Annotated in this window: 19 protein-coding genes; 12 read left to right on the forward strand and 7 right to left on the reverse strand. The window is 71.8% G+C overall.

Going from position 1 to position 17,525, the window contains the following annotated elements:
- Positions 1-116: 116 nt before the first annotated feature.
- Positions 117-671: a DUF5134 domain-containing protein gene (locus STRBO_RS0119080; protein WP_028796742.1), complete on the reverse strand. Its 555-nt coding sequence runs from the start codon at positions 669-671 to the stop codon at positions 117-119.
- 295 nt (positions 672-966) lie between these two features.
- Here STRBO_RS0119080 and STRBO_RS0119085 point away from each other — a divergent pair, with 295 nt between their 5' ends.
- Positions 967-1,515: a MarR family winged helix-turn-helix transcriptional regulator gene (locus STRBO_RS0119085; RefSeq protein ID WP_005474838.1), complete on the forward strand. Its 549-nt coding sequence runs from the start codon at positions 967-969 to the stop codon at positions 1,513-1,515.
- On the opposite strand, the gene STRBO_RS0119090 is transcribed toward STRBO_RS0119085, so the two are convergent.
- Positions 1,512-2,282: a VOC family protein gene (locus STRBO_RS0119090; RefSeq protein WP_005474837.1), complete on the reverse strand. Its 771-nt coding sequence runs from the start codon at positions 2,280-2,282 to the stop codon at positions 1,512-1,514. The two genes, STRBO_RS0119085 and STRBO_RS0119090, sit on opposite strands and share 4 nt — an antisense overlap.
- Positions 2,283-2,364: 82 nt before the next feature.
- Positions 2,365-2,757: a VOC family protein gene (locus tag STRBO_RS0119095; RefSeq protein WP_005474836.1), complete on the reverse strand. Its 393-nt coding sequence runs from the start codon at positions 2,755-2,757 to the stop codon at positions 2,365-2,367.
- Between the two features lie 144 nt (positions 2,758-2,901).
- Here STRBO_RS0119095 and STRBO_RS0119100 point away from each other — a divergent pair, with 144 nt between their 5' ends.
- On the forward strand, positions 2,902-3,441 hold the full coding sequence (locus tag STRBO_RS0119100) for a GNAT family N-acetyltransferase (RefSeq protein WP_020114611.1): 540 nt from the start codon (positions 2,902-2,904) through the stop codon (positions 3,439-3,441).
- A 3-nt stretch (positions 3,442-3,444) separates the two neighbouring features.
- On the opposite strand, the gene STRBO_RS0119105 is transcribed toward STRBO_RS0119100, so the two are convergent.
- A complete protein-coding gene (locus STRBO_RS0119105; RefSeq protein ID WP_005474831.1) occupies positions 3,445-4,128 on the reverse strand; it encodes a glycerophosphodiester phosphodiesterase in 684 nt (227 codons plus the stop codon).
- 434 nt (positions 4,129-4,562) lie between these two features.
- On the opposite strand from STRBO_RS0119105, the gene STRBO_RS0119110 reads away from it, so the two are divergent.
- From STRBO_RS0119110 to STRBO_RS0119125, 4 genes are all read left to right on the forward strand, one after another.
- Positions 4,563-5,960: a DUF6421 family protein gene (locus STRBO_RS0119110; protein ID WP_028796743.1), complete on the forward strand. Its 1,398-nt coding sequence runs from the start codon at positions 4,563-4,565 to the stop codon at positions 5,958-5,960.
- A 47-nt stretch (positions 5,961-6,007) separates the two neighbouring features.
- A complete protein-coding gene (locus STRBO_RS0119115) occupies positions 6,008-6,760 on the forward strand; it encodes an SDR family NAD(P)-dependent oxidoreductase (protein ID WP_005474828.1) in 753 nt (250 codons plus the stop codon).
- Positions 6,757-7,827 carry a threonine aldolase family protein gene (locus STRBO_RS0119120; RefSeq protein WP_005474827.1) on the forward strand — a complete coding sequence of 357 codons (1,071 nt, stop codon included), beginning with the start codon at positions 6,757-6,759 and terminating at the stop codon, positions 7,825-7,827. The genes STRBO_RS0119115 and STRBO_RS0119120 overlap by 4 nt, the downstream gene beginning before the upstream one ends.
- A gap of 72 nt (positions 7,828-7,899) precedes the next feature.
- A complete protein-coding gene (locus STRBO_RS0119125; protein WP_005474826.1) occupies positions 7,900-8,493 on the forward strand; it encodes a transglutaminase domain-containing protein in 594 nt (197 codons plus the stop codon).
- A gap of 7 nt (positions 8,494-8,500) precedes the next feature.
- Here the strand turns inward: STRBO_RS0119125 and STRBO_RS0119130 are convergent, their stop codons facing one another.
- Positions 8,501-9,229 (reverse strand): lysophospholipid acyltransferase family protein, encoded by a 729-nt coding sequence (locus STRBO_RS0119130; protein ID WP_005474825.1) that lies wholly within the window; start codon positions 9,227-9,229, stop codon positions 8,501-8,503.
- Positions 9,230-9,415: 186 nt separating this feature from the next.
- Positions 9,416-9,832 (reverse strand): DUF4395 domain-containing protein, encoded by a 417-nt coding sequence (locus tag STRBO_RS0119135; RefSeq protein WP_005474823.1) that lies wholly within the window; start codon positions 9,830-9,832, stop codon positions 9,416-9,418.
- 75 nt (positions 9,833-9,907) lie between these two features.
- Between STRBO_RS0119135 and STRBO_RS0119140 the strand changes: the two genes are divergently transcribed.
- From STRBO_RS0119140 to STRBO_RS0119155, 4 genes are all read left to right on the forward strand, one after another.
- Entirely contained in the window at positions 9,908-10,321 is a 414-nt protein-coding gene (locus STRBO_RS0119140; RefSeq protein ID WP_078531352.1) for a TlpA family protein disulfide reductase, read from the forward strand.
- 181 nt (positions 10,322-10,502) lie between these two features.
- The gene (locus STRBO_RS0119145) at positions 10,503-11,012 is read left to right on the forward strand and encodes a flavin reductase family protein (RefSeq protein WP_020114614.1); all 510 of its coding nucleotides are present in this window, start codon (positions 10,503-10,505) and stop codon (positions 11,010-11,012) included.
- Positions 11,013-11,216: 204 nt separating this feature from the next.
- Positions 11,217-12,002: an electron transfer flavoprotein subunit beta/FixA family protein gene (locus STRBO_RS0119150; RefSeq protein ID WP_028796744.1), complete on the forward strand. Its 786-nt coding sequence runs from the start codon at positions 11,217-11,219 to the stop codon at positions 12,000-12,002.
- An 89-nt stretch (positions 12,003-12,091) separates the two neighbouring features.
- A complete protein-coding gene (locus STRBO_RS0119155) occupies positions 12,092-13,054 on the forward strand; it encodes an electron transfer flavoprotein subunit alpha/FixB family protein (RefSeq protein WP_020114615.1) in 963 nt (320 codons plus the stop codon).
- Positions 13,055-13,110: 56 nt separating this feature from the next.
- On the opposite strand, the gene STRBO_RS0119160 is transcribed toward STRBO_RS0119155, so the two are convergent.
- Positions 13,111-14,016, reverse strand: coding sequence for an endonuclease/exonuclease/phosphatase family protein (locus STRBO_RS0119160; protein WP_028796745.1), 906 nt, complete (start codon positions 14,014-14,016; stop codon positions 13,111-13,113).
- Between the two features lie 191 nt (positions 14,017-14,207).
- Between STRBO_RS0119160 and STRBO_RS0119165 the strand changes: the two genes are divergently transcribed.
- Together STRBO_RS0119165 and STRBO_RS0119170 are read left to right on the forward strand one after the other, a co-directional pair.
- On the forward strand, positions 14,208-15,503 hold the full coding sequence (locus STRBO_RS0119165) for a DUF6986 family protein (RefSeq protein WP_005474809.1): 1,296 nt from the start codon (positions 14,208-14,210) through the stop codon (positions 15,501-15,503).
- A gap of 132 nt (positions 15,504-15,635) precedes the next feature.
- Complete coding sequence (locus STRBO_RS0119170; protein ID WP_005474807.1) at positions 15,636-17,507, forward strand: serine/threonine-protein kinase; 1,872 nt, start codon at positions 15,636-15,638, stop codon at positions 17,505-17,507.
- Positions 17,508-17,525: the final 18 nt, after the last annotated feature.

Here is a 17,525-nt window from a genome sequence, read left to right on the forward strand (position 1 = left end):
CCTATGAGCGGTCCGGTGCACGGCGACACGGGCTGCGCCACCGAAGTGACGCAGCCCACGGCCGGATACGGCCCACGACCGGACGAACCGCTGTCCCCCCGGGCCGTCGACGCCGCTCAGAGCGCCAGCAGCATCGCGAACATCCCGATGCCCATGGACAGTCGGCAGGCCCGCGCCAGCTCCGGCCGGTCGCCCCAGCCCAGGGCCCCCGGTGCCCCGGCCCGCGCTCCCGCCGCCGCGGGCACCGGCATGAGCCGCAGGCCCGCCCACAGCACGTAGCCGGCGAAGTACACCAGCAGCACCCCGGTCACCAGGGGCAGGCCCGCACCGCCGTGGCCCGCGCCCGGCGCGGCGACCATCACCCCGGCCATGTAGACCATCGCCAGCGCGCCCACCAGATGATGCAGATGGTGCGCGCTCGCGCGGGCCGACCACAGCGCGCGCACCGCCGCCGCGCCGAACACGACCGCATGGGCGAGCCAGGCCCAGCGCGGCGGTGCCACGACCGCCGCGGGCACGGCCATCGCGGCCATGCCGAACCCCATCAGCGCCTCGCCCCCCGCGGCCAGGCGCTGCTCCTCGACGGCACTGCGCATCCGCAGCAGGCAGTACCCCCCGGTCACCGCGCACAGCGCGACCAGCAGCCAGCCGGACGACACCGGTCCGTGCACCACGCACCTCCCCCTTCGACGACGTCGGTCCGTGCTGGGAGCGAGGTCGGACAGTCGGTCAGGGCATGCCCGGGCCCGATGGCGCGCATACGAGCGCAAGGGTGTACGCGGGGGAGCGCGCGGGGGTGCGGCGCCGGGACGGGCCGTCGGCCGCCCGCACCGGTACCGCGATCGGCGAATGGGGGCGACGCGCCCGGCCCACGGGGCGGGTGACACCCGCCGAGCAGGCCGGACACCGTACGCTCGCGGCGACGGCAGGACGGCACCGGTTCCAGTCAGCGGAGGGCGCACGGGCATGACGGCAGGCGACGGACGGTCGGCGGCGGGCCGCGGCGCGGCACTCGGGGACACGGTCTCCAAGATGGTGCGCCAGTGGCAGACGGTCCATCCCGGGCTCGACACGGCACCGATGGAGATCATCGGCCGTGTCAACCGCTGCGCCGCGCTCCTGCAACAGGCCGAGGACGCGCCCCTGCGCGGCGCCGGCCTCACCCGCCCCGAGTTCGACGTCCTCGGCACCCTGCGCCGCACCGGCCACGAGCTGACCCCCAGCGAGATCGCCCGCGAGACCTACGCCTCCGGCGCCGCCGTCACCAAACGCCTCAAGCTGCTCACCGAACGCGAACTGGTCGAGCGCCGTGGTGACGCCCGGGACCGCCGCGTCGCCCACGTCCGTCTCACCGAGGCCGGCCGCGACCTCGTGGACAGCGTCATGCCCGAGCAGCTCGCCTACGAGGAGGCCGTGCTCTCCGGCGTCGACACCGAAGGCCGCCGCGAACTCTCCGTACTGCTGGGCGAGTTGCTGATCCAGCTAGAGGGCCGGCTGGGCCTGCCGCGCGCCTAGCCCAGCCCTCCTCGCCGGGCCGGGTACACGCCGAACGCGGCCCCCTGGGGGTCCCGCAGCACCGCGATGCGGGACCCCTCCGGCACGGTGGTGGGCTCCATGAGGAGAGTGCCGCCCGACTCGACGGCGACGCGAGCGGAGTCGTCGACGTCCTCCACGGCGAAGTACGGCAGCCAGTGCGAGGGCACCTCGGGCGGGAACGTGTCCTCCATCGCGATCATGCCCCCGAAGTCGGCGCCGTCGAGGCCCCACCGCGTGTAGTGCTCGCCGGCGGTCACGCTCCAGCCGAACACGGTCGTGTAGAAGGACTTGACCCGCTCCGGCGCACGGGTCAGCAGCTCGACCCAGCCGAGCGCGCCGGGCGCGTTGAACAGCCCGGCACCGGGGAAGGAGCGCGCCTGCCACAGCTGGAAGGCCGCGCCGCCCGGATCGAAAGCCACCGCGAACCGCCCGATGTCGAAGACGTCCATGGGCTCCAGCACCACGGTCCCGCCCGCCGCCCGCACGTCCCGGACCGCCGCGTCCGCGTCGCGCACGGCGAACGACACGTTCCAGGCCACCGGCTGCGACTCCTGGTACAGCGGTGCGAGGGCGGCGACCGCCGCGTCACCGAGGTGCGCGATGCTGTAGCCGCCGGCCTCCTGGCGCGGATCGGTCCGTGGACGCCAGTCGAACAGTTCGGCGTAGAACCGCTTGGCCGCCTCCAGGTCGCTGGTCCCCAGCTCGGTCCAGCAAGGTCCACCGATGACGGGCTCGTCGAGCTTCATGGTGTTCCTCCCGCGAGGGATCCGGGGCCCCTGCCAGCACGCTATGCCCGAGCCCAGGCCCCGGCCACCGGGGTACGGAGCCTCAGATGCCCGGGCGGTACCGCAGCGGATGGTCCGCCGGGATCTCCACCAGCACGATCTCCGTGCCGTCCGGGTCGGCGATCCACATCTCGATCAGTCCCCAGGGCTCCTTCACCGGTGGCCGCCGCACCTCCACCCCGGCCGCCAGCAGCTCCTCGTGCGCCACCGCCACGTCCGCCACCTGCAGCCACAGCTTCACCGCGGGCGAGGGCGGGGTCTCGGAGCGGCCCGCGACCTCCAGGAAGCCGCCGCCGAGGAAGTACACGACGCCCCGGTGGTCGCCCGTGCCGAACTCGCGGTACACGGGGAGTCCGAGCTGCTCGCCGTAGAAGGCGCGGGAACGCTCGGGGTCGGTGGGGCGCAGGAGGGTGCGGCTGCTGAGTACGTGGATCATGCCGTCGAGGGTAGGCGCTGGAACGAGGGGCGCGGGTACGGGCGGGTGGGGCTTCCCGCGAGGTTCCCCGCCCCCTTTGCCGGGGCGCGAGGGCCGTTACCCTCTTCCGTGTTCGAGCCGTCAGACATCCGCCAGGAGCAGCCCATGGACACCGCCGCCACCGGCCTGACCTTCCGTGACGCCACCGACGGCGACGTGGACGCCCTCGTCGCGCTGATCGAGTCGGCGTACCGCGGGGACTCCAGCCGGGCCGGGTGGACCACGGAGGCGGACATCCTCGAAGGGCAGCGGACCGACCCCGAGGGAGTGCTGCAGGTCATCAAGTCGCCCGACAGCCGGCTGCTCACCGTCGAGCGGGACGGCGCGGTCGTCGCCTGCTGCCAGCTCGAACTCCGCGGCGCCAACGCCTACTTCGGGATGTTCGCGGTGAGCCCGGTCCTCCAGGGCGGCGGTCTCGGCAAGGTGATCATCGCCGAGGCCGAGCGCATCGTGCGCGAGAGCTGGGGCGCCCGGGAGATGCACATGACCGTGATCTCCGTACGGAACGACCTCATCGCCTGGTACGAGCGGCGCGGCTACCGCCGTACGGGCCGGATGACCCCGTTCCCGTACGGCGACGAGCGGTTCGGTGTGCCGCGGCGCGCGGATCTGCAGTTCGAGCTGCTGGTCAAGCAGCTCGGCTGAGCCTCAGGCCGTGAAGCGGCCGGTTCGTTTGATGTCCGGGTAGTCGGTCGTCGCGCCGTCCAGCTGGAGGGCGCGGACCAGGCGCAGGTGGTCCTGGGTGTTCACCACCCAGCCGATGATGCGCAGGTTCGCCCTGCGGGCCTTCTCGGTGACCTCCAGGGTCAGCCGCCGGATGTTCAGCACGAGGGTGGCGGCGCCCACCGCCACCGCCCGGTCCACCACGTCGGGGCCGTAGCGGCTGGCGACCAGCGCGGTGCGTACGCCGGGCACGAGCCGGGCGATCTCGGCGACCGCCGCGTCGTGGAAGGACAGCACCTCGACCCGCCCCACCAGGTCGCGCCGGTGCATCACCTCGGCGAGGGAGCGGGCCGCCGCCGTGTCCTTGATCTCGGCCTGGAGCGGCGCCCGCACCGCGTCCAGGACCTCCTCGAAGGTGGGGACGCGCTCGCCGCGGCCGGCGTCGAGGGCGCGCAGCTCGGCGAGGGTCTTGTCGGCGATCGGGCCCGTGCCGTCGGTCGTCCGGTCCACGTCCGCGTCGTGCATGACGACGAGCGCGCCGTCCTTGCTCAGATGCAGATCGAGTTCGATGACGTCGAGGCCCGCGCGATCGGCGGCTACGAAGGAACGGAGGGTGTTCTCGGGTTCGACACCCATGACTCCGCGGTGACCGATGGTGAGGAAGTTCAAGGTTGACTCGCTTCCGTCGACGGCGGCTCGGCCCGCGTGACCGGGGGAGGGGCGGCACGCGGCTGGGGCGCAGCGTAGTCCTTGCGCCGTGCGATGCATCCGCATGTGCACGAGCCCTTTCGGGCCGTGTCACGCCGTGCCGGGCCGTGTCACGTCGCAGAACAGGACCGTTTCCGCACCGGTCGCGCACCGTCGCGCGGAGATCGGGTCATCCCTGAGTGGGCGAGTCCGGTGGGCGTTGACTCCGGGTGCCTCCGTACGGGGAGCGGGACGCACGAAGTGTGACCCATGACGCGTGTGGCAGGAGATTCAGCGGTTAGGTGCCAGGGGTGGCGGGAAGATTTCCGGCTGGATCGCTCAAGATCGGTCTTGCGGTGAGGAACCCTCGCTACGTACGGTGTCACTACGAAAGGTTCTCCCGTGGAGGATGGGTCATGACGGAAATTCTTGTGCAGATGGCTACGGAGGGCGTTGTTCCTTCGGTCGGTAGGGTGGTGGAGCACCCGGCCTGGCCCGTGCTCAAGGATGCCGTGGAGCGGATCCGGCCCTGGCAGTCCAAGGACGGCTCGATCGACTTCGACGCCGAGCACGCCCCCGCCGCGGGAGAGGCCGAGAAGGCCGTCGAGGAGGTCGTCGGGGCCGTCGAGGCGCTGTCCCCGCTGCTGCCGCACGACGCCGCCTACCACGAGGCCCTCGTCAGGGACCTGCGGCGCTGGGCCGAGGACGGCTTCGAGGTGCCCGACTTCCTGGACTCGCTGCTGGCCTTCCAGCCGGCCGCCGACCGCGCGGACGGCCTCCAGCACCTCGTGGTGTTCCCGATGTACACCCAGAACGGCAACCCCGACCGCAACCTCGAAGCGGTCGTGCTGCGCATGGTCTGGCCCGACTGGCTGGCCGAGCTGGAGCGCACCCGGTACGACAACCCGCTGTTCTGCGGCATCACCTTCGAGGACTTCACCGCCGGTTACGACACCAACTCGGCCGTTCTCTTCCCGGAGACCATCGCCGTGCGCGAGGCCCCGGCGCGCTTCTCGTGGGGCGGCATCTTCTGCGACCGCGAGGCCGCCCGCTTCCGCCGCGTCACCGACGCCGCCGTCGACATCCTGGGCCTGGAACTGCCCGAGGACGTCGCCGCGATGGTCCACGACCAGAAGCGTTGCGAGGAGGCCTTCGTCCTGTGGGACATGGTCCACGACCGCACCCACAGCCACGGCGACCTGCCCTTCGACCCCTTCATGATCAAGCAGCGCCAGCCGTTCTGGATGTACGGCCTGGAGGAGCTGCGCTGCGACCTCACCGCCTTCAAGGAGGCCGTGAAGCTGGAGGCCGACGGCGTTCCGCAGGCCCGTGACGTGCAGTACGCGGTGCTCTTCGACCGCATGTTCCGCTTCCCGGTCACCGGCGAGCGGGTCCGCAACTACGACGGCCTCGGCGGGCAGCTCCTCTTCGCCTACCTGCACAAGCACGACGTGGTCCGCTGGACCGACAACAAGCTGCACATCGACTGGCAGCGGGCCCCGCAGGTCACCAACCAGCTCTGCGCCGACATCGAGCAGCTCTACCGGGACGGCATCGACCGCCCGAAGCTCGTCCACTGGTTCGCCGGATACGAGCTGGTCGCCGAGTACCTCGCCCCGCACCCCGGCTCCCGCTGGGCCAAGGGCCCCGACGCCCTGGATCTGACGCAGCCGCCGCGGAAACTCGTCGACGACGTGCTTCCGGACGAGTTTCCGCTCAGCATGTTCTATGAGGCGCTCGCCAAGAAGCTGAAGACCGTGATCGCCTCCACCAAGGGCATCACCGCGGCGAACGCCGAGCGGGTCGCCGCGTGAGCGCCGCAGTCGCGGGCGTCTCGGACGCCGCTCAGGAGGCGAGGACCATGCAGAACGGCAACGGTGCACTGAGTGGCGCGGTGATCGCGGTGGCCGGCGCGGGCGGACCCGCCGGCCGGGCGGCCCTGCTGCGGCTGGCCGACGCGGGCGCGATCGTCGTCGGCTCCGACAACGACCCCGAGCGGCTCTCCGAGGCCGTGGACGCGGCCCGCTACGCACACGGCGGTGCCACCGTCGTCGGCGACACGGTCGATCTGCTGGACCTCCGGTCGACCCGTGACTGGGCCAACCGCATCGAGAAGGACTTCGGACGGGTCGACGGCCTGGTCCACCTCGTCGGCGGCTGGCGCGGCAGCGAGACCTTCACCAGGACCAGCCTCGACGACTGGGACTTCCTGGAGATGCTGCTGATCCGCACGGTGCAGCACACCTCCCTCGCCTTCCACGAAGCCCTGCAGCGCAGTGAGCGCGGTCGGTACGTCCTGATCAGCGCGGCCGGCGCCAGCAAGCCCACGGCGGGTAACGCCGCCTACGCCGCCGCCAAGGCCGCCGCCGAGGCGTGGACGCTCGCCACCGCCGACTTCTTCCGCAAGGCGGGCGGGCCGGACGGGCCGACCTCCGCGGCTGCGATCCTGGTGGTGAAGGCGCTGGTGCACGACGCGATGCGCGCCGACCGCCCCAACGCGAAGTTCGCGGGCTTCACGGACGTCAAGGACCTGGCCGACGCCATCGCCGACGTCTGGGAGAAGTCCGCCGCCGAAGTGAACGGAAACCGTCTGTGGCTGACCGATACGCCGTGAACCCTCCGAAGACCGACGCCCGACGCCATCACGACCCGGAGATCCGCGGCTTCGCCAGCGACAACTACGCGGGCGTCCATCCCGAGGTGTTCGCCGCCCTGGCCCTGGCCAACGGCGGACACCAGGTCGCGTACGGCGAGGACGAGTACACCGAGAACCTGCAGCGGATCGTCCGCAGCCACTTCGGTGCCACCGCCGAGGCGTTCCCGGTCTTCAACGGCACCGGCGCCAACGTCGTCGCGCTCCAGGCGGTCACCGACCGCTGGGGCGCGGTGATCTGCGCCGAGAGCGCGCACATCCACGTCGACGAGGGCGGCGCCCCGGAGCGCATGGGCGGCCTCAAGCTGCTCACCGTGCCCACACCCGACGGCAAGCTCACCCCCGAGCTGATCGACCGGCAGGCGTACGGCTGGGACGACGAGCACCGCGCGATGCCGCAGGTCGTCTCGATCACCCAGAGCACCGAACTCGGCACGCTCTACACGCCCGAGGAGATCCGCGCGGTCTGCGAGCACGCCCACGCGCACGGCATGAAGGTGCACCTGGACGGGTCCCGGATAGCCAACGCCGCCGCCTCCCTGGACGTGCCCATGCGGACGTTCACCAATGCGGTCGGCGTCGACCTGCTCTCGCTGGGCGGCACCAAGAACGGCGCCATGTTCGGTGAGGCCGTGGTCGTCATCAACCAGGACGCCGTCCGCCACATGAAGCACCTGCGCAAGCTGTCCATGCAGCTCGCCTCCAAGATGCGCTTCGTGTCGGCACAGTTGGAGGCCCTGCTGGCGAAGGACCTCTGGCTGCGCAACGCCCGGCACTCCAACGAGATGGCCCAGCGGCTCGCCGAGGGCGTCCGCGCGGTCCACGGGGTGGAGATCCTCTATCCGGTGCAGGCCAACGCCGTCTTCGCCCGCCTCCCGCACGACGTCGGCGAACGCCTTCAGAAGCGCTTCCGCTTCTACTTCTGGGACGAGGCCGCCGGTGACGTCCGCTGGATGTGCTCCTTCGACACCACCGAGGAGGACGTGGACGGGTTCGTGGCGGCGCTCAAGGAGGAGATGGCTCGCTGAGCGCTGCATAGATATGCGGTCACCCGAAAATTCATTGACTCTCGGGTGATCGTTTTTCTATGCTCTGCGGGCATGGAACTGATCCAGTGGAACCCGGACCTGTCCGCTTATTCGGTGGCCGACGACGCCATCGACCATCACAGTCCGGTCGTGCGGCGGACCGCCGCGCAGCTCGCCAAGGGCGTGGAAGATTCGTATAGCTATGCGAGAGCGGCGTTCGAGTTCGTCCGCGACACCATCACGCACTCCCAGGACGCCGGCGACCCGCGCGTCACCTGGTGCGCGTCCGACGTCCTCACACACCGCACCGGGATCTGCTACGCCAAAGCTCATGCCTTGGCCGCGCTGCTGCGTGCCGAGGACATTCCGACCGCGCTCTGCTACCAGCGGCTGGCGCACGACGACGGCGACGGACACGTGATCCACGGCCTGGTCGCCGTGCGCTTCAACGGCGCCTGGCACCGCCAGGACCCCCGGGGCAACAAGCCCGGCGTGGACGCCCGGTTCTCGCTGGAGGGGGAGTGCCTGGCCTTCGTCCCGGATCCCGGGGCGGGCGAGTCGGACCTCCCGGTGCTCCACGCCGCCCCGCATCCTGCCGTGCTCGGCGCCCTCCGGGCCGCCCGCGACCGGGCACAGCTCTGGAGGGCGCTCCCGGCGATGCTGTGACGGCGGGTCAGCGCGCCTCGGCCTCGCGGACCTGCTCCGGGGTCGGGGCCGTGCCGCCGAGGTGGGCCGGCATCCACCAGGTGTCGTCCGGGCCCTTGGGGCGGACCGGGTAGGCGCGCTGGGCGGCCTCCAGCAACTCCTGGACACGCTCGCGGAGCTGACGGGTGATGGCGCCCGCGTACTTGTCCTTGGAGGCCTCTATCGCCTCGCCCACCCGGATGGTGATCGGGATGTGGCTGCGCTTGAAGTTGCGCGGGTGGCCCTTGGTCCACAGCCGCTGGGTGCCCCACACGGCCATCGGGATCAGCGGGACGCCCGCCTCCTGGGCCAGCCGGGCGGCGCCCGACTTGAAGCTCTTGAGCGTGAACGACTGCGAGATGGTGGCCTCGGGGAAGACACCGATGATCTCACCGGAACGCAGCGAGTCCAGCGCGTGCGCGTAGGCCGCCTCACCCTGCTTGCGGTCCACCGGGATGTGCCGCATGTTGCGCATCAGCGGACCGGACACCTTGTGCCGGAACACCGACTCCTTGGCCATGAAGCGCACCAGCCGCTTCTGCGGCAGCGCCGCCAGGCCGTCGAAGATGAAGTCCAGGTAGCCGATGTGATTGCTCACCAGCACCGCGCCGCCCGAGCGCGGAATGTTCTCCGAACCCTTGAGGTCGATCTTCAGGTCCCAGACCTTGAACAGGGTTTGGGCGAGACCGATCGCGGGGCGGTAGACAAGCTCTGCCATGGGCGGAGTGGACCCTTCTCTCTCCCTGGGACGGGGTCTCCCGGCGGGAAGTTACGCAGCCGTAGGTTTACGGCATCCCGCAGATCGTGCCCCAAGAACGCACGAGTAGCCAGTCTTGGCGCTCGCCGGAGGCGAGATTCTCGTCACGTCGGGCACACGATCGACCACCGGACGTCCATGCGGTCTTTACCCGGCGCGTACGGTCACCCGTCGGACCATCAGATACAGCTCGCACCCCAGGCAGTACCCGAAGGCCGCGTTGAGGAAGGCCGCCGCGAGCGCCGCGCCGGTCGCCGCCAGTCCCAGCCACGCGGGGCCCGCCGTGAGACCGACCAGGCCCACCGCGGCGAAGACCAGCCCGACCGCCTGCGCGAACCGCGGTGGCTGCGGCGCCTCGAACTCCGTCGGCGCTCCGAGCCGCGGCCGCAGCAGCGTGCGGAAGACCCAGCCGTACGGCGAACGCCCCACCCCGCTCGCCGCGCCCAGCGCGAACGCGAACGTCTGCCAGGCCAGCAGCCAGGCGCTCCCGGTGATCAGTACGACCGCCAGCACCACGGTCGTCATGGCCGCCCCGAAGCGCGGGCCCCTCACATCGATGTCCATGCGTCAAGCATTCCGCAGGCCAATCTCTTCCGGGGGCCGGGAATCTTTGCAGTCTCGTGAACGCTGAAGCACGCTGTGACCGGACTTGTGGTGTGCGGACTGGTGCTCGGGTTGGCGAGCGTCTACGGAGTGCTGCATCGGCGGCGGAGCGGGAGGGTCAGGGTGCGCGGGCGGGACGGTGACAAGCGGCTCGACGCGGCGGAGTTGGGGGAGGGGCTCGGTGAACGGGCCACGCTCGTGCAGTTCTCCAGCGCCTTCTGCGCCCCCTGCCGGGCGACCCGCAGGGTGCTCGCCGAGGTGGCCGGAATGGTCCCCGGCGTCGCCCATGTGGAGATCGACGCGGAGGAACACCTCGGCCTCGTACGACGGCTGGACATCCTCAAGACGCCGACCGTGCTCGTCCTCGACGCGGAGGGCCGGATCGTGCGCAGGGCTACGGGCCAGCCGCGCCGGGCGGATGTGATCGCCGCGCTCGGTGAGGCCGTGTGAAGCCGCACACCGGTACGCACTTGACTGCGGGCCGCACCCGTCGTCAGCCTGGCCGGATGCCCCGAGAACTCCTTCTCTTCGCGCGCGTGCACGTGGACCTGGTCCGCACCGCGAGTTCGCGCTGTCCGGGTCCGTGAGCAGCCGCGCACGAGCCCGTCGACCCGAGCAGAAGGACACCTCCATGACGGCCACCCCCGGCCTCCGTTCGCCCCGCCTGGCCTCCCCCGACCTCCTGCGTTCGGTGTTCCGGCGGCACGCCGCGGGCGTCGCCGTGATCACCGCGCGGGACGGCGGGGGCCCGGTCGGTTTCACCGCCACCTCGCTCACCTCGGTCTCCGCCGAGCCCCCGCTGCTCTCGTTCGGCATCGGCACCGGAGCCTCCAGCTGGCCGGTGATCTCCGAGGCGGAGCACGTGGGCGTGCACATACTCGGGGAGCACCAGCGGGAGCTGGCCGCCACCTTCGCCCGCAGCGGCGCCGACCGGTTCGGGGCGCCCACCGGATGGCGTAGCGGCCCGGAGGGAGTTCCCGTCCTCGACGACGTGCTCGCGTGGCTGGTCTGCCGGGTGGTGGCGCGTGTCCCGGCGGGGGACCACCGGATCGTCCTCGCCGAGGTGGTCGTCGGCGATCCCTCGGGCGCGGGCCGGCCGCTGTTGTATCACCAGGGCCGCTTCGGCGGTCTGCGAGACTGAGGCCCGCGCGATTACGCAGGGTTGCCTAACTCACAGTTCAAAGCGCTTGCTTAGCGGGCACGACATGCGGGAGCGTAGGTGTCGTACTGGTGAGTAATATTCTGCTCGGAGCGCAGGTCGCCCCGATCGGGATCGGCCGCTTCAGGCGCCTATGCTGCCTGGAAGAAGGCAGCCCAGAAATGACGATGCAGTAGGAGAGCCGGCGTGAGCTTGAGGATCGTTGTCACTGTGAAGTACGTGCCCGACGCCACTGGCGACCGGCACTTCGCCGATGACCTGACCGTCGACCGTGACGACGTGGACGGCCTGCTCTCCGAGCTGGACGAGTACGCCGTCGAGCAGGCGCTGCAGATCGCCGACGAGGCCGACGACGCCGAGATCACCGTGCTGACCGTGGGCCCGGAGGACGCCAAGGACGCGCTGCGCAAGGCGCTGTCGATGGGTGCGGACAAGGCGATCCACGTCGAGGACGACGACCTGCACGGCACCGACGCCCTCGGTACCTCGCTGGTGCTGGCCAAGGCGATCGAGAAGGCCGGCTACGACCTGGTGATCTCCGGCATGGCCTCCACCGACGGCACGATGGGCGTCGTCCCGGCGCTGCTGGCCGAGCGCCTGGGCGTCCCGCAGGTCACGCTGCTCTCCGAGATCTCCGTCGAGGACGGCACGGTCAAGGGCCGCCGGGACGGCGACGCCGCCTCCGAGCAGCTTCAGGCCTCGCTGCCGGCCGTGGTCTCGGTCACCGACCAGTCGGGTGAGGCGCGTTACCCGTCCTTCAAGGGCATCATGGCGGCGAAGAAGAAGCCGGTGCAGTCCTGGGACCTGTCCGACCTCGACATCGAGGCCGAAGAGGTCGGCCTGGAGGGCGCCTGGACGGCTGTCGACTCCGCGGCCCAGCGCCCGGCGCGCACCGCCGGCACGATCGTCAAGGACGAGGGCGAGGGCGGCAAGCAGCTCGCCGAGTTCCTCGCGGGCCAGAAGTTCATCTAGCCCCTGCGGCCCGCCGCGGCTCCCGGCCCGGCTGAGGCCCGCCTCCTCCCCTCCCCTCAAGCCTTCGCAATCCGCAGGAGAGCAATCCCATGGCTGAAGTTCTCGTCTACGTCGACCACGTGGACGGCGCCGTCCGCAAGCCCACCCTGGAGCTGCTGACCCTGGCCCGCCGCATCGGCGAGCCCGTCGCCGTCGCCCTCGGTTCCGGTGCCGCCGACACGGCCGCCGCCCTCGCCGAGCACGGTGCGGTCAAGGTCCTCACGCACGACGCCGCCGAGTACGCCGACTACCTCGTCGTCCCCAAGGTCGACGCGCTGCAGGCCGCGTACGAGGCCGTCTCCCCGGCCGCCGTTCTCGTCCCCTCCTCCGCCGAGGGCAAGGAGATCGCCGCCCGCCTGGCGCTGCGCATCGGTTCCGGCATCATCACCGACGCCATCGACCTCGAAGCGTCCGACGAGGGCCCCGTGGCCACCCAGTCGGTGTTCGCGGCCTCCTTCACCACCAAGTCCCGGGTCGCCAAGGGCACCCCGGTCATCACCGTCAAGCCCAACTCCGCCGCCGTCGAGGCCGCCCCGGCCGCGGGCGCGGTCGAGGCCCTCGCGGTGACGTTCGGCGCGCTGGCCACCGGCACCAAGGTCACCGGCCGTACCCCGCGCGAGTCGACCGGGCGCCCGGAGCTGACCGAGGCCGCGATCGTCGTCTCCGGCGGCCGCGGCGTCAACGGCAGCGAGAACTTCGCGCTCATCGAGTCCCTCGCCGACTCCCTCGGCGCGGCCGTGGGCGCCTCCCGCGCCGCCGTGGACGCCGGCTGGTACCCGCACACCAACCAGGTCGGCCAGACCGGCAAGTCCGTCTCGCCGCAGCTGTACATCGCCAACGGCATCTCCGGCGCCATCCAGCACCGCGCAGGCATGCAGACCTCCAAGACCATCGTGGCCGTCAACAAGGACGCCGAGGCCCCGATCTTCGACCTCGTCGACTACGGCGTGGTCGGTGACCTCTTCGACGTCGTCCCCCAGCTCACCGAGGAGATCAACGCCCGCAAGGGCTGACCTCCGAAGTCGTCCGAGGCCCCCGTGACCGCAGATGCGGTCACGGGGGCCTCGGCTCATCCCAGGGTCAGCGAGGCCTGCACCGGCAGATGGTCGCTCGGGTACAGCCCGTCGACGGAGAAGGTGTTCATCGCGGCCCAGTGCGTGGTCACCCCGGGCGAGGTCAAAATCCAGTCGATGCGGCGTCCGTCGGGCTTGAGCGCCCGGTAGCCGTGGTACGTCCCGTACGCCGGACTGCGCGAGTCGGCCGCGTCCCAGGCGTCCACGAGTCCGCCCGCGAGCATCAGGTCGTACACCCGGTTGTCGTGGGCGGCCGCGTTGAAGTCGCCGGTGACGACGACCGGCGCCGAGCGGTCCCATCCGGCGAGCGTCTCGCCGACCAGCTTCGCGGAACGCTCCCGGGCGTACTGGCTGACACTGTCCAGGTGGGTGTTGAGGACGTAGAACTCCCGCCCCCCATCGGCGAGATCGGCGAACTTGACCCAGGTCACCATGCGCAGCCAGTCCGCACCCCAGGTGTTGGAGGCGATCGTGTAGGGGGTGTCGGACAGCCAGAAGTGGTCGAACTCGATCGGGTCGAGTCTGCGGGTGTCGTAGAAGATCGCCATGAACTCGTCCTTGCTGCCACCCCCTCGGCCCGTGCCGATCCAGTCGTAGTGCCCGCCGAGATCCTTCTCGATCATGCGCAGCTGCTGGTACAGCCCCTCCTGGGTGCCGATGACATGGGGTCGCTCGCGGCGCAGCAGCTCCCTCATCACCGGGCGGCGCACCGCCCAGCGCGGTGTGGAGTCGACGACGGTCGCGAAGCGCACGTTGAACGTCATGACGTTCAGGGCGCCCGCGTACTCGCCGGCGGACGCCGGCTGTGACGAGCCCCCCGTGGTCAGCAGCGGCACGGCGATGGCGGCGGCCGCCGCGGACCTGAGTCCTTGGCGGCGCGTCACTCCGACCTCTTTCGGCAACGCGATCTCCTCCCCTTGGGGTCAGGATGAACCTTGCCCATGAATAACGTAAGAAGCGGACGGGTCGGCAGTGACCAGGGGGACGACATGGGGAATCACACGTCGAGACGGTGTTGACCGGGGTGAAGATCGACGACTAGCTTCGGGATACGGATTTCCGATTCCGTAGTGCGGAAAGTGGAGGTTTTGGGATGGGGCAGGGCCGGCAGGAGCACGTGGCGAGGAGTCTCTCGGGCGCCGTCAGCGAGGAGATCAGCGCCTCCCTCGCCCCCGTCGACGCGGAGCTGGAGCGCCGCTACCCGGGCGACCCGGGCACCCGCCAGCCCGTGCACACCGTCTACGTGCCCGGTGACGCCTTCGCCGCCGACACCGTCCGCGCCTGGGGCGACCGGGCCCTCGCCGCCCTCGACGAGCACGCCCCCGACGCCGCCTCCTTCGCCGCCGTCCTCGGCCTCGCCGACGACCTCGCGCAGCCGGTGTACGACCGCGTCCGCGCCAAGCTGGAGCGCGAGCCGATCGAGGACCTGCGCGTCGACTTCGAGGACGGCTACGGGCCGCGCCCGGACGCCGAGGAGGACGAGGCCGCCGCCCGCGCCGCCCGGCTGATCGCCGAGGCCTACGCCACGGGCACGGCCGCCCCGTACATGGGCATCCGCATGAAGTGCATGGAGGCGCCGGTGCGCGAGCGGGGCATCCGCACCCTCGACATCTTCCTCAGCGGCCTGCTGGCGGCCGGGCCCCTGCCCGACGGACTGGTCCTGACCCTGCCCAAGGTGACCTACGCCGAGCAGGTCACCGCGATGGTCCGGCTCCTCGAAGCCTTCGAGAAGGCGCGCGGCCTGGAGCCCGGCCGGATCGGCTTCGAGATCCAGATCGAGACCAGCCAGTCCATCCTGGCCGCCGACGGCACCGCCACCGTCGCCCGCATGATCGGCGCCGCCGAGGGCCGCGCCACCGGCCTGCACTACGGCACCTTCGACTACAGCGCCTGCCTCGGCGTCTCCGCCGCCCACCAGGCCAGCGACCACCCCGCCGCCGACCACGCCAAGGCGATCATGCAGGTCGCGGCGGCCGGCACCGGCGTACGCGTCTGCGACGGCTCCACCAACATCCTGCCGGTCGGCGCCACGGAGCAGGTCCACGACGCCTGGCGCCTGCACTACGGCCTCACCCGCCGCGCCCTGGCCCGTGCCTACTACCAGGGCTGGGACATGCACCCCGGCCACATCCCCACCCGCTACGCGGCCGTCTTCGCCTTCTACCGCGAGGGCTACGAGCAGGCCGCCGCCCGCCTCTCCCGCTACGCCCACCGGGCCGGCGGCGACGTGATGGACGAGCCCGCGACCGCCAAGGCCCTCAGCGGCTATCTGCTGCGGGGCCTGGACTGCGGCGCCCTCGACATCGGCGAGGTGGCCGGGGCGACCGGTCTGACCCGCGCCGACCTGGAGGGCTTCGCGGCGCCGCGACGGGCCGATCCCACCCGCTAGTCCGGCCGATAGGGGCGGGTCACGGCGGACAAGTAGCGGTCCTGTGACAGCCGTTGGCGCCGGTCCGAAGCGCCCCCGTCCACCGCATAGGCTGTACGCCATTCATCGGTGTGTCACAGGAGCGAGGCGCGGGTGTCTTCGGGGGCGAACGAACAGACGGACGGCATCGGGCGGATTCTCGCCGGACGGTACCGGATCGTGGGGCAGCTCGGGCGCGGCGGCATGGGCGTGGTCTGGCGGGCCGTGGACGAGGTGCTCCACCGTGAGGTCGCCCTCAAGGAACTGCGCACCTACACGGACGCCGGCGCGCCCGAACTGGCCGACCTCGGGCTGCGGATGCAGCGCGAGGCCCGGGCCGCCGCCCGCGTCCGGCACCCCGGAGTCGTCGCCGTCCACGACGTGGCCGAGGTCGACGGGCGCCCGCTGATCGTCATGGAACTGGTCGACGGGCCGTCCCTGGACGACGTCCTGCGCGACCGGGGCCTGCTCGACGCGCGCGAGGCGGCCGCCATCGGCGCCAAGGTCATGGACGCCCTCGCCGCCGCCCACCGGGTCGGAGTTCTGCACCGCGACGTCAAACCCGGCAACATCCTCCTGGACCGCTCGGGCCGCGTCGTCCTCACCGACTTCGGCATCGCCACCATGGAGGACCCGGGCGACGGCTCCGCCACCCACCTCACCCGCAGCGGCGAACTCGTCGGCTCCCTCGACTATTTGGCCCCCGAACGCGCCCAGGGCAACGACCCCGGCCCCGCCTCCGACGTCTGGGCGCTCGGCGCCACCCTGTACGCGGCCGTCGAGGGCGCGTCCCCGTTCCGGCGTACGTCCACCTGGTCGACGCTCACCGCGATCGTGAGCGACGAGCTGCCCGAACCCCGGCGGGCGGGCCCCCTCGGGCCCGTGCTGCGGCAGCTGATGGACAAGCGCCCGGAGCAGCGCCCGGACGCCGACGGGGCCCGTGCCCTGCTGGAGGCCGTGGCCGCCGGGAGCGCGCCCGACTCCCCAGCGACGGGGCCGGGCGGCGGCCCGGCCCCCGGGCCGAGGGCGGAGACAGAACGAAGCATGCCGTCGGTGCCCCCGGGCTTCGGCCCGCCGCAGCCCGCCGCCCCGGGGCCCGGCACGGGCGCCGGGAGCGGGGGCGGGGCCGGTGCGACGGGCCCGACCCCCGGCTTCGGCCCGCCGCAGCCCGCCGCCCCGGGGCCCGGCACGGGCGCCTCGGCGGAGATCGGCGTGCCCGCCCCGGGCGCCCCGCGGCCGCCGGCACCCGCCTCGGGACCCGTCACCACCGTGTCCCCGACCGGTGGCCGTGGTCCCCGCAAGGGGCGCGCCCTGCTCGCCGCCGTGGCCGTCACCGTCGTCCTCGCCGCCTCCGGCGCCACCGTCGCGCTGCTCAACGGGGACGACGACGCGAAGAAGGGCGCCCGGACCTCCGCCGACGCGCCGGCCGACGGCACCCCCTCCCCGGGCCGCAGCCGGGGCACGGTCGACCTCTCCGACGACACCGGCGCCAAGGGCAACGGCGAGGGCGAGGACGACGAGGCGGCCGCGAGCCCGAGCGAGAAGGCCAAGGACACGGACGACAAGGAGACCGAGGCGTCCGCCTCCCCGTCGAAGAACGGCAGCGCCGGCACCACCGGCGGCTCAGGGGGTGCGGAGACCTCGGGCGGCTCCACCGGAGGGGGAACGACCGGCGGGACGTCCGGAGGGGCGACCGAGGAGGCACCGGTCTGCCACTCGATCGGCGGCGGCAAGTACAACTGCACCGTCTGGACGACCGCCAAGTCCTACACCGCCTCCGGCACCGAGGTCGGCGTGCTCAAGCAGGGCACCAACTATTTCTTCTGCCAGCAGAACCTGGGCCGCCGCGAGACCTCCGGCGAATGGACCAACGTGTGGTGGGCCAAGACCGACGACGACAGCGGCAACACGGACGTCTACGTCAGCGTGGTCTACGTCCAGGGCGGCGACAACGACGCCCCGGTGCCCGGCCTTCCGGTCTGCTGAGACCGGGGCCGGGCACGG

The organism is Streptomyces bottropensis ATCC 25435 (assembly GCF_000383595.1).
GTDB classification, from domain to species: domain Bacteria; phylum Actinomycetota; class Actinomycetes; order Streptomycetales; family Streptomycetaceae; genus Streptomyces; species Streptomyces bottropensis.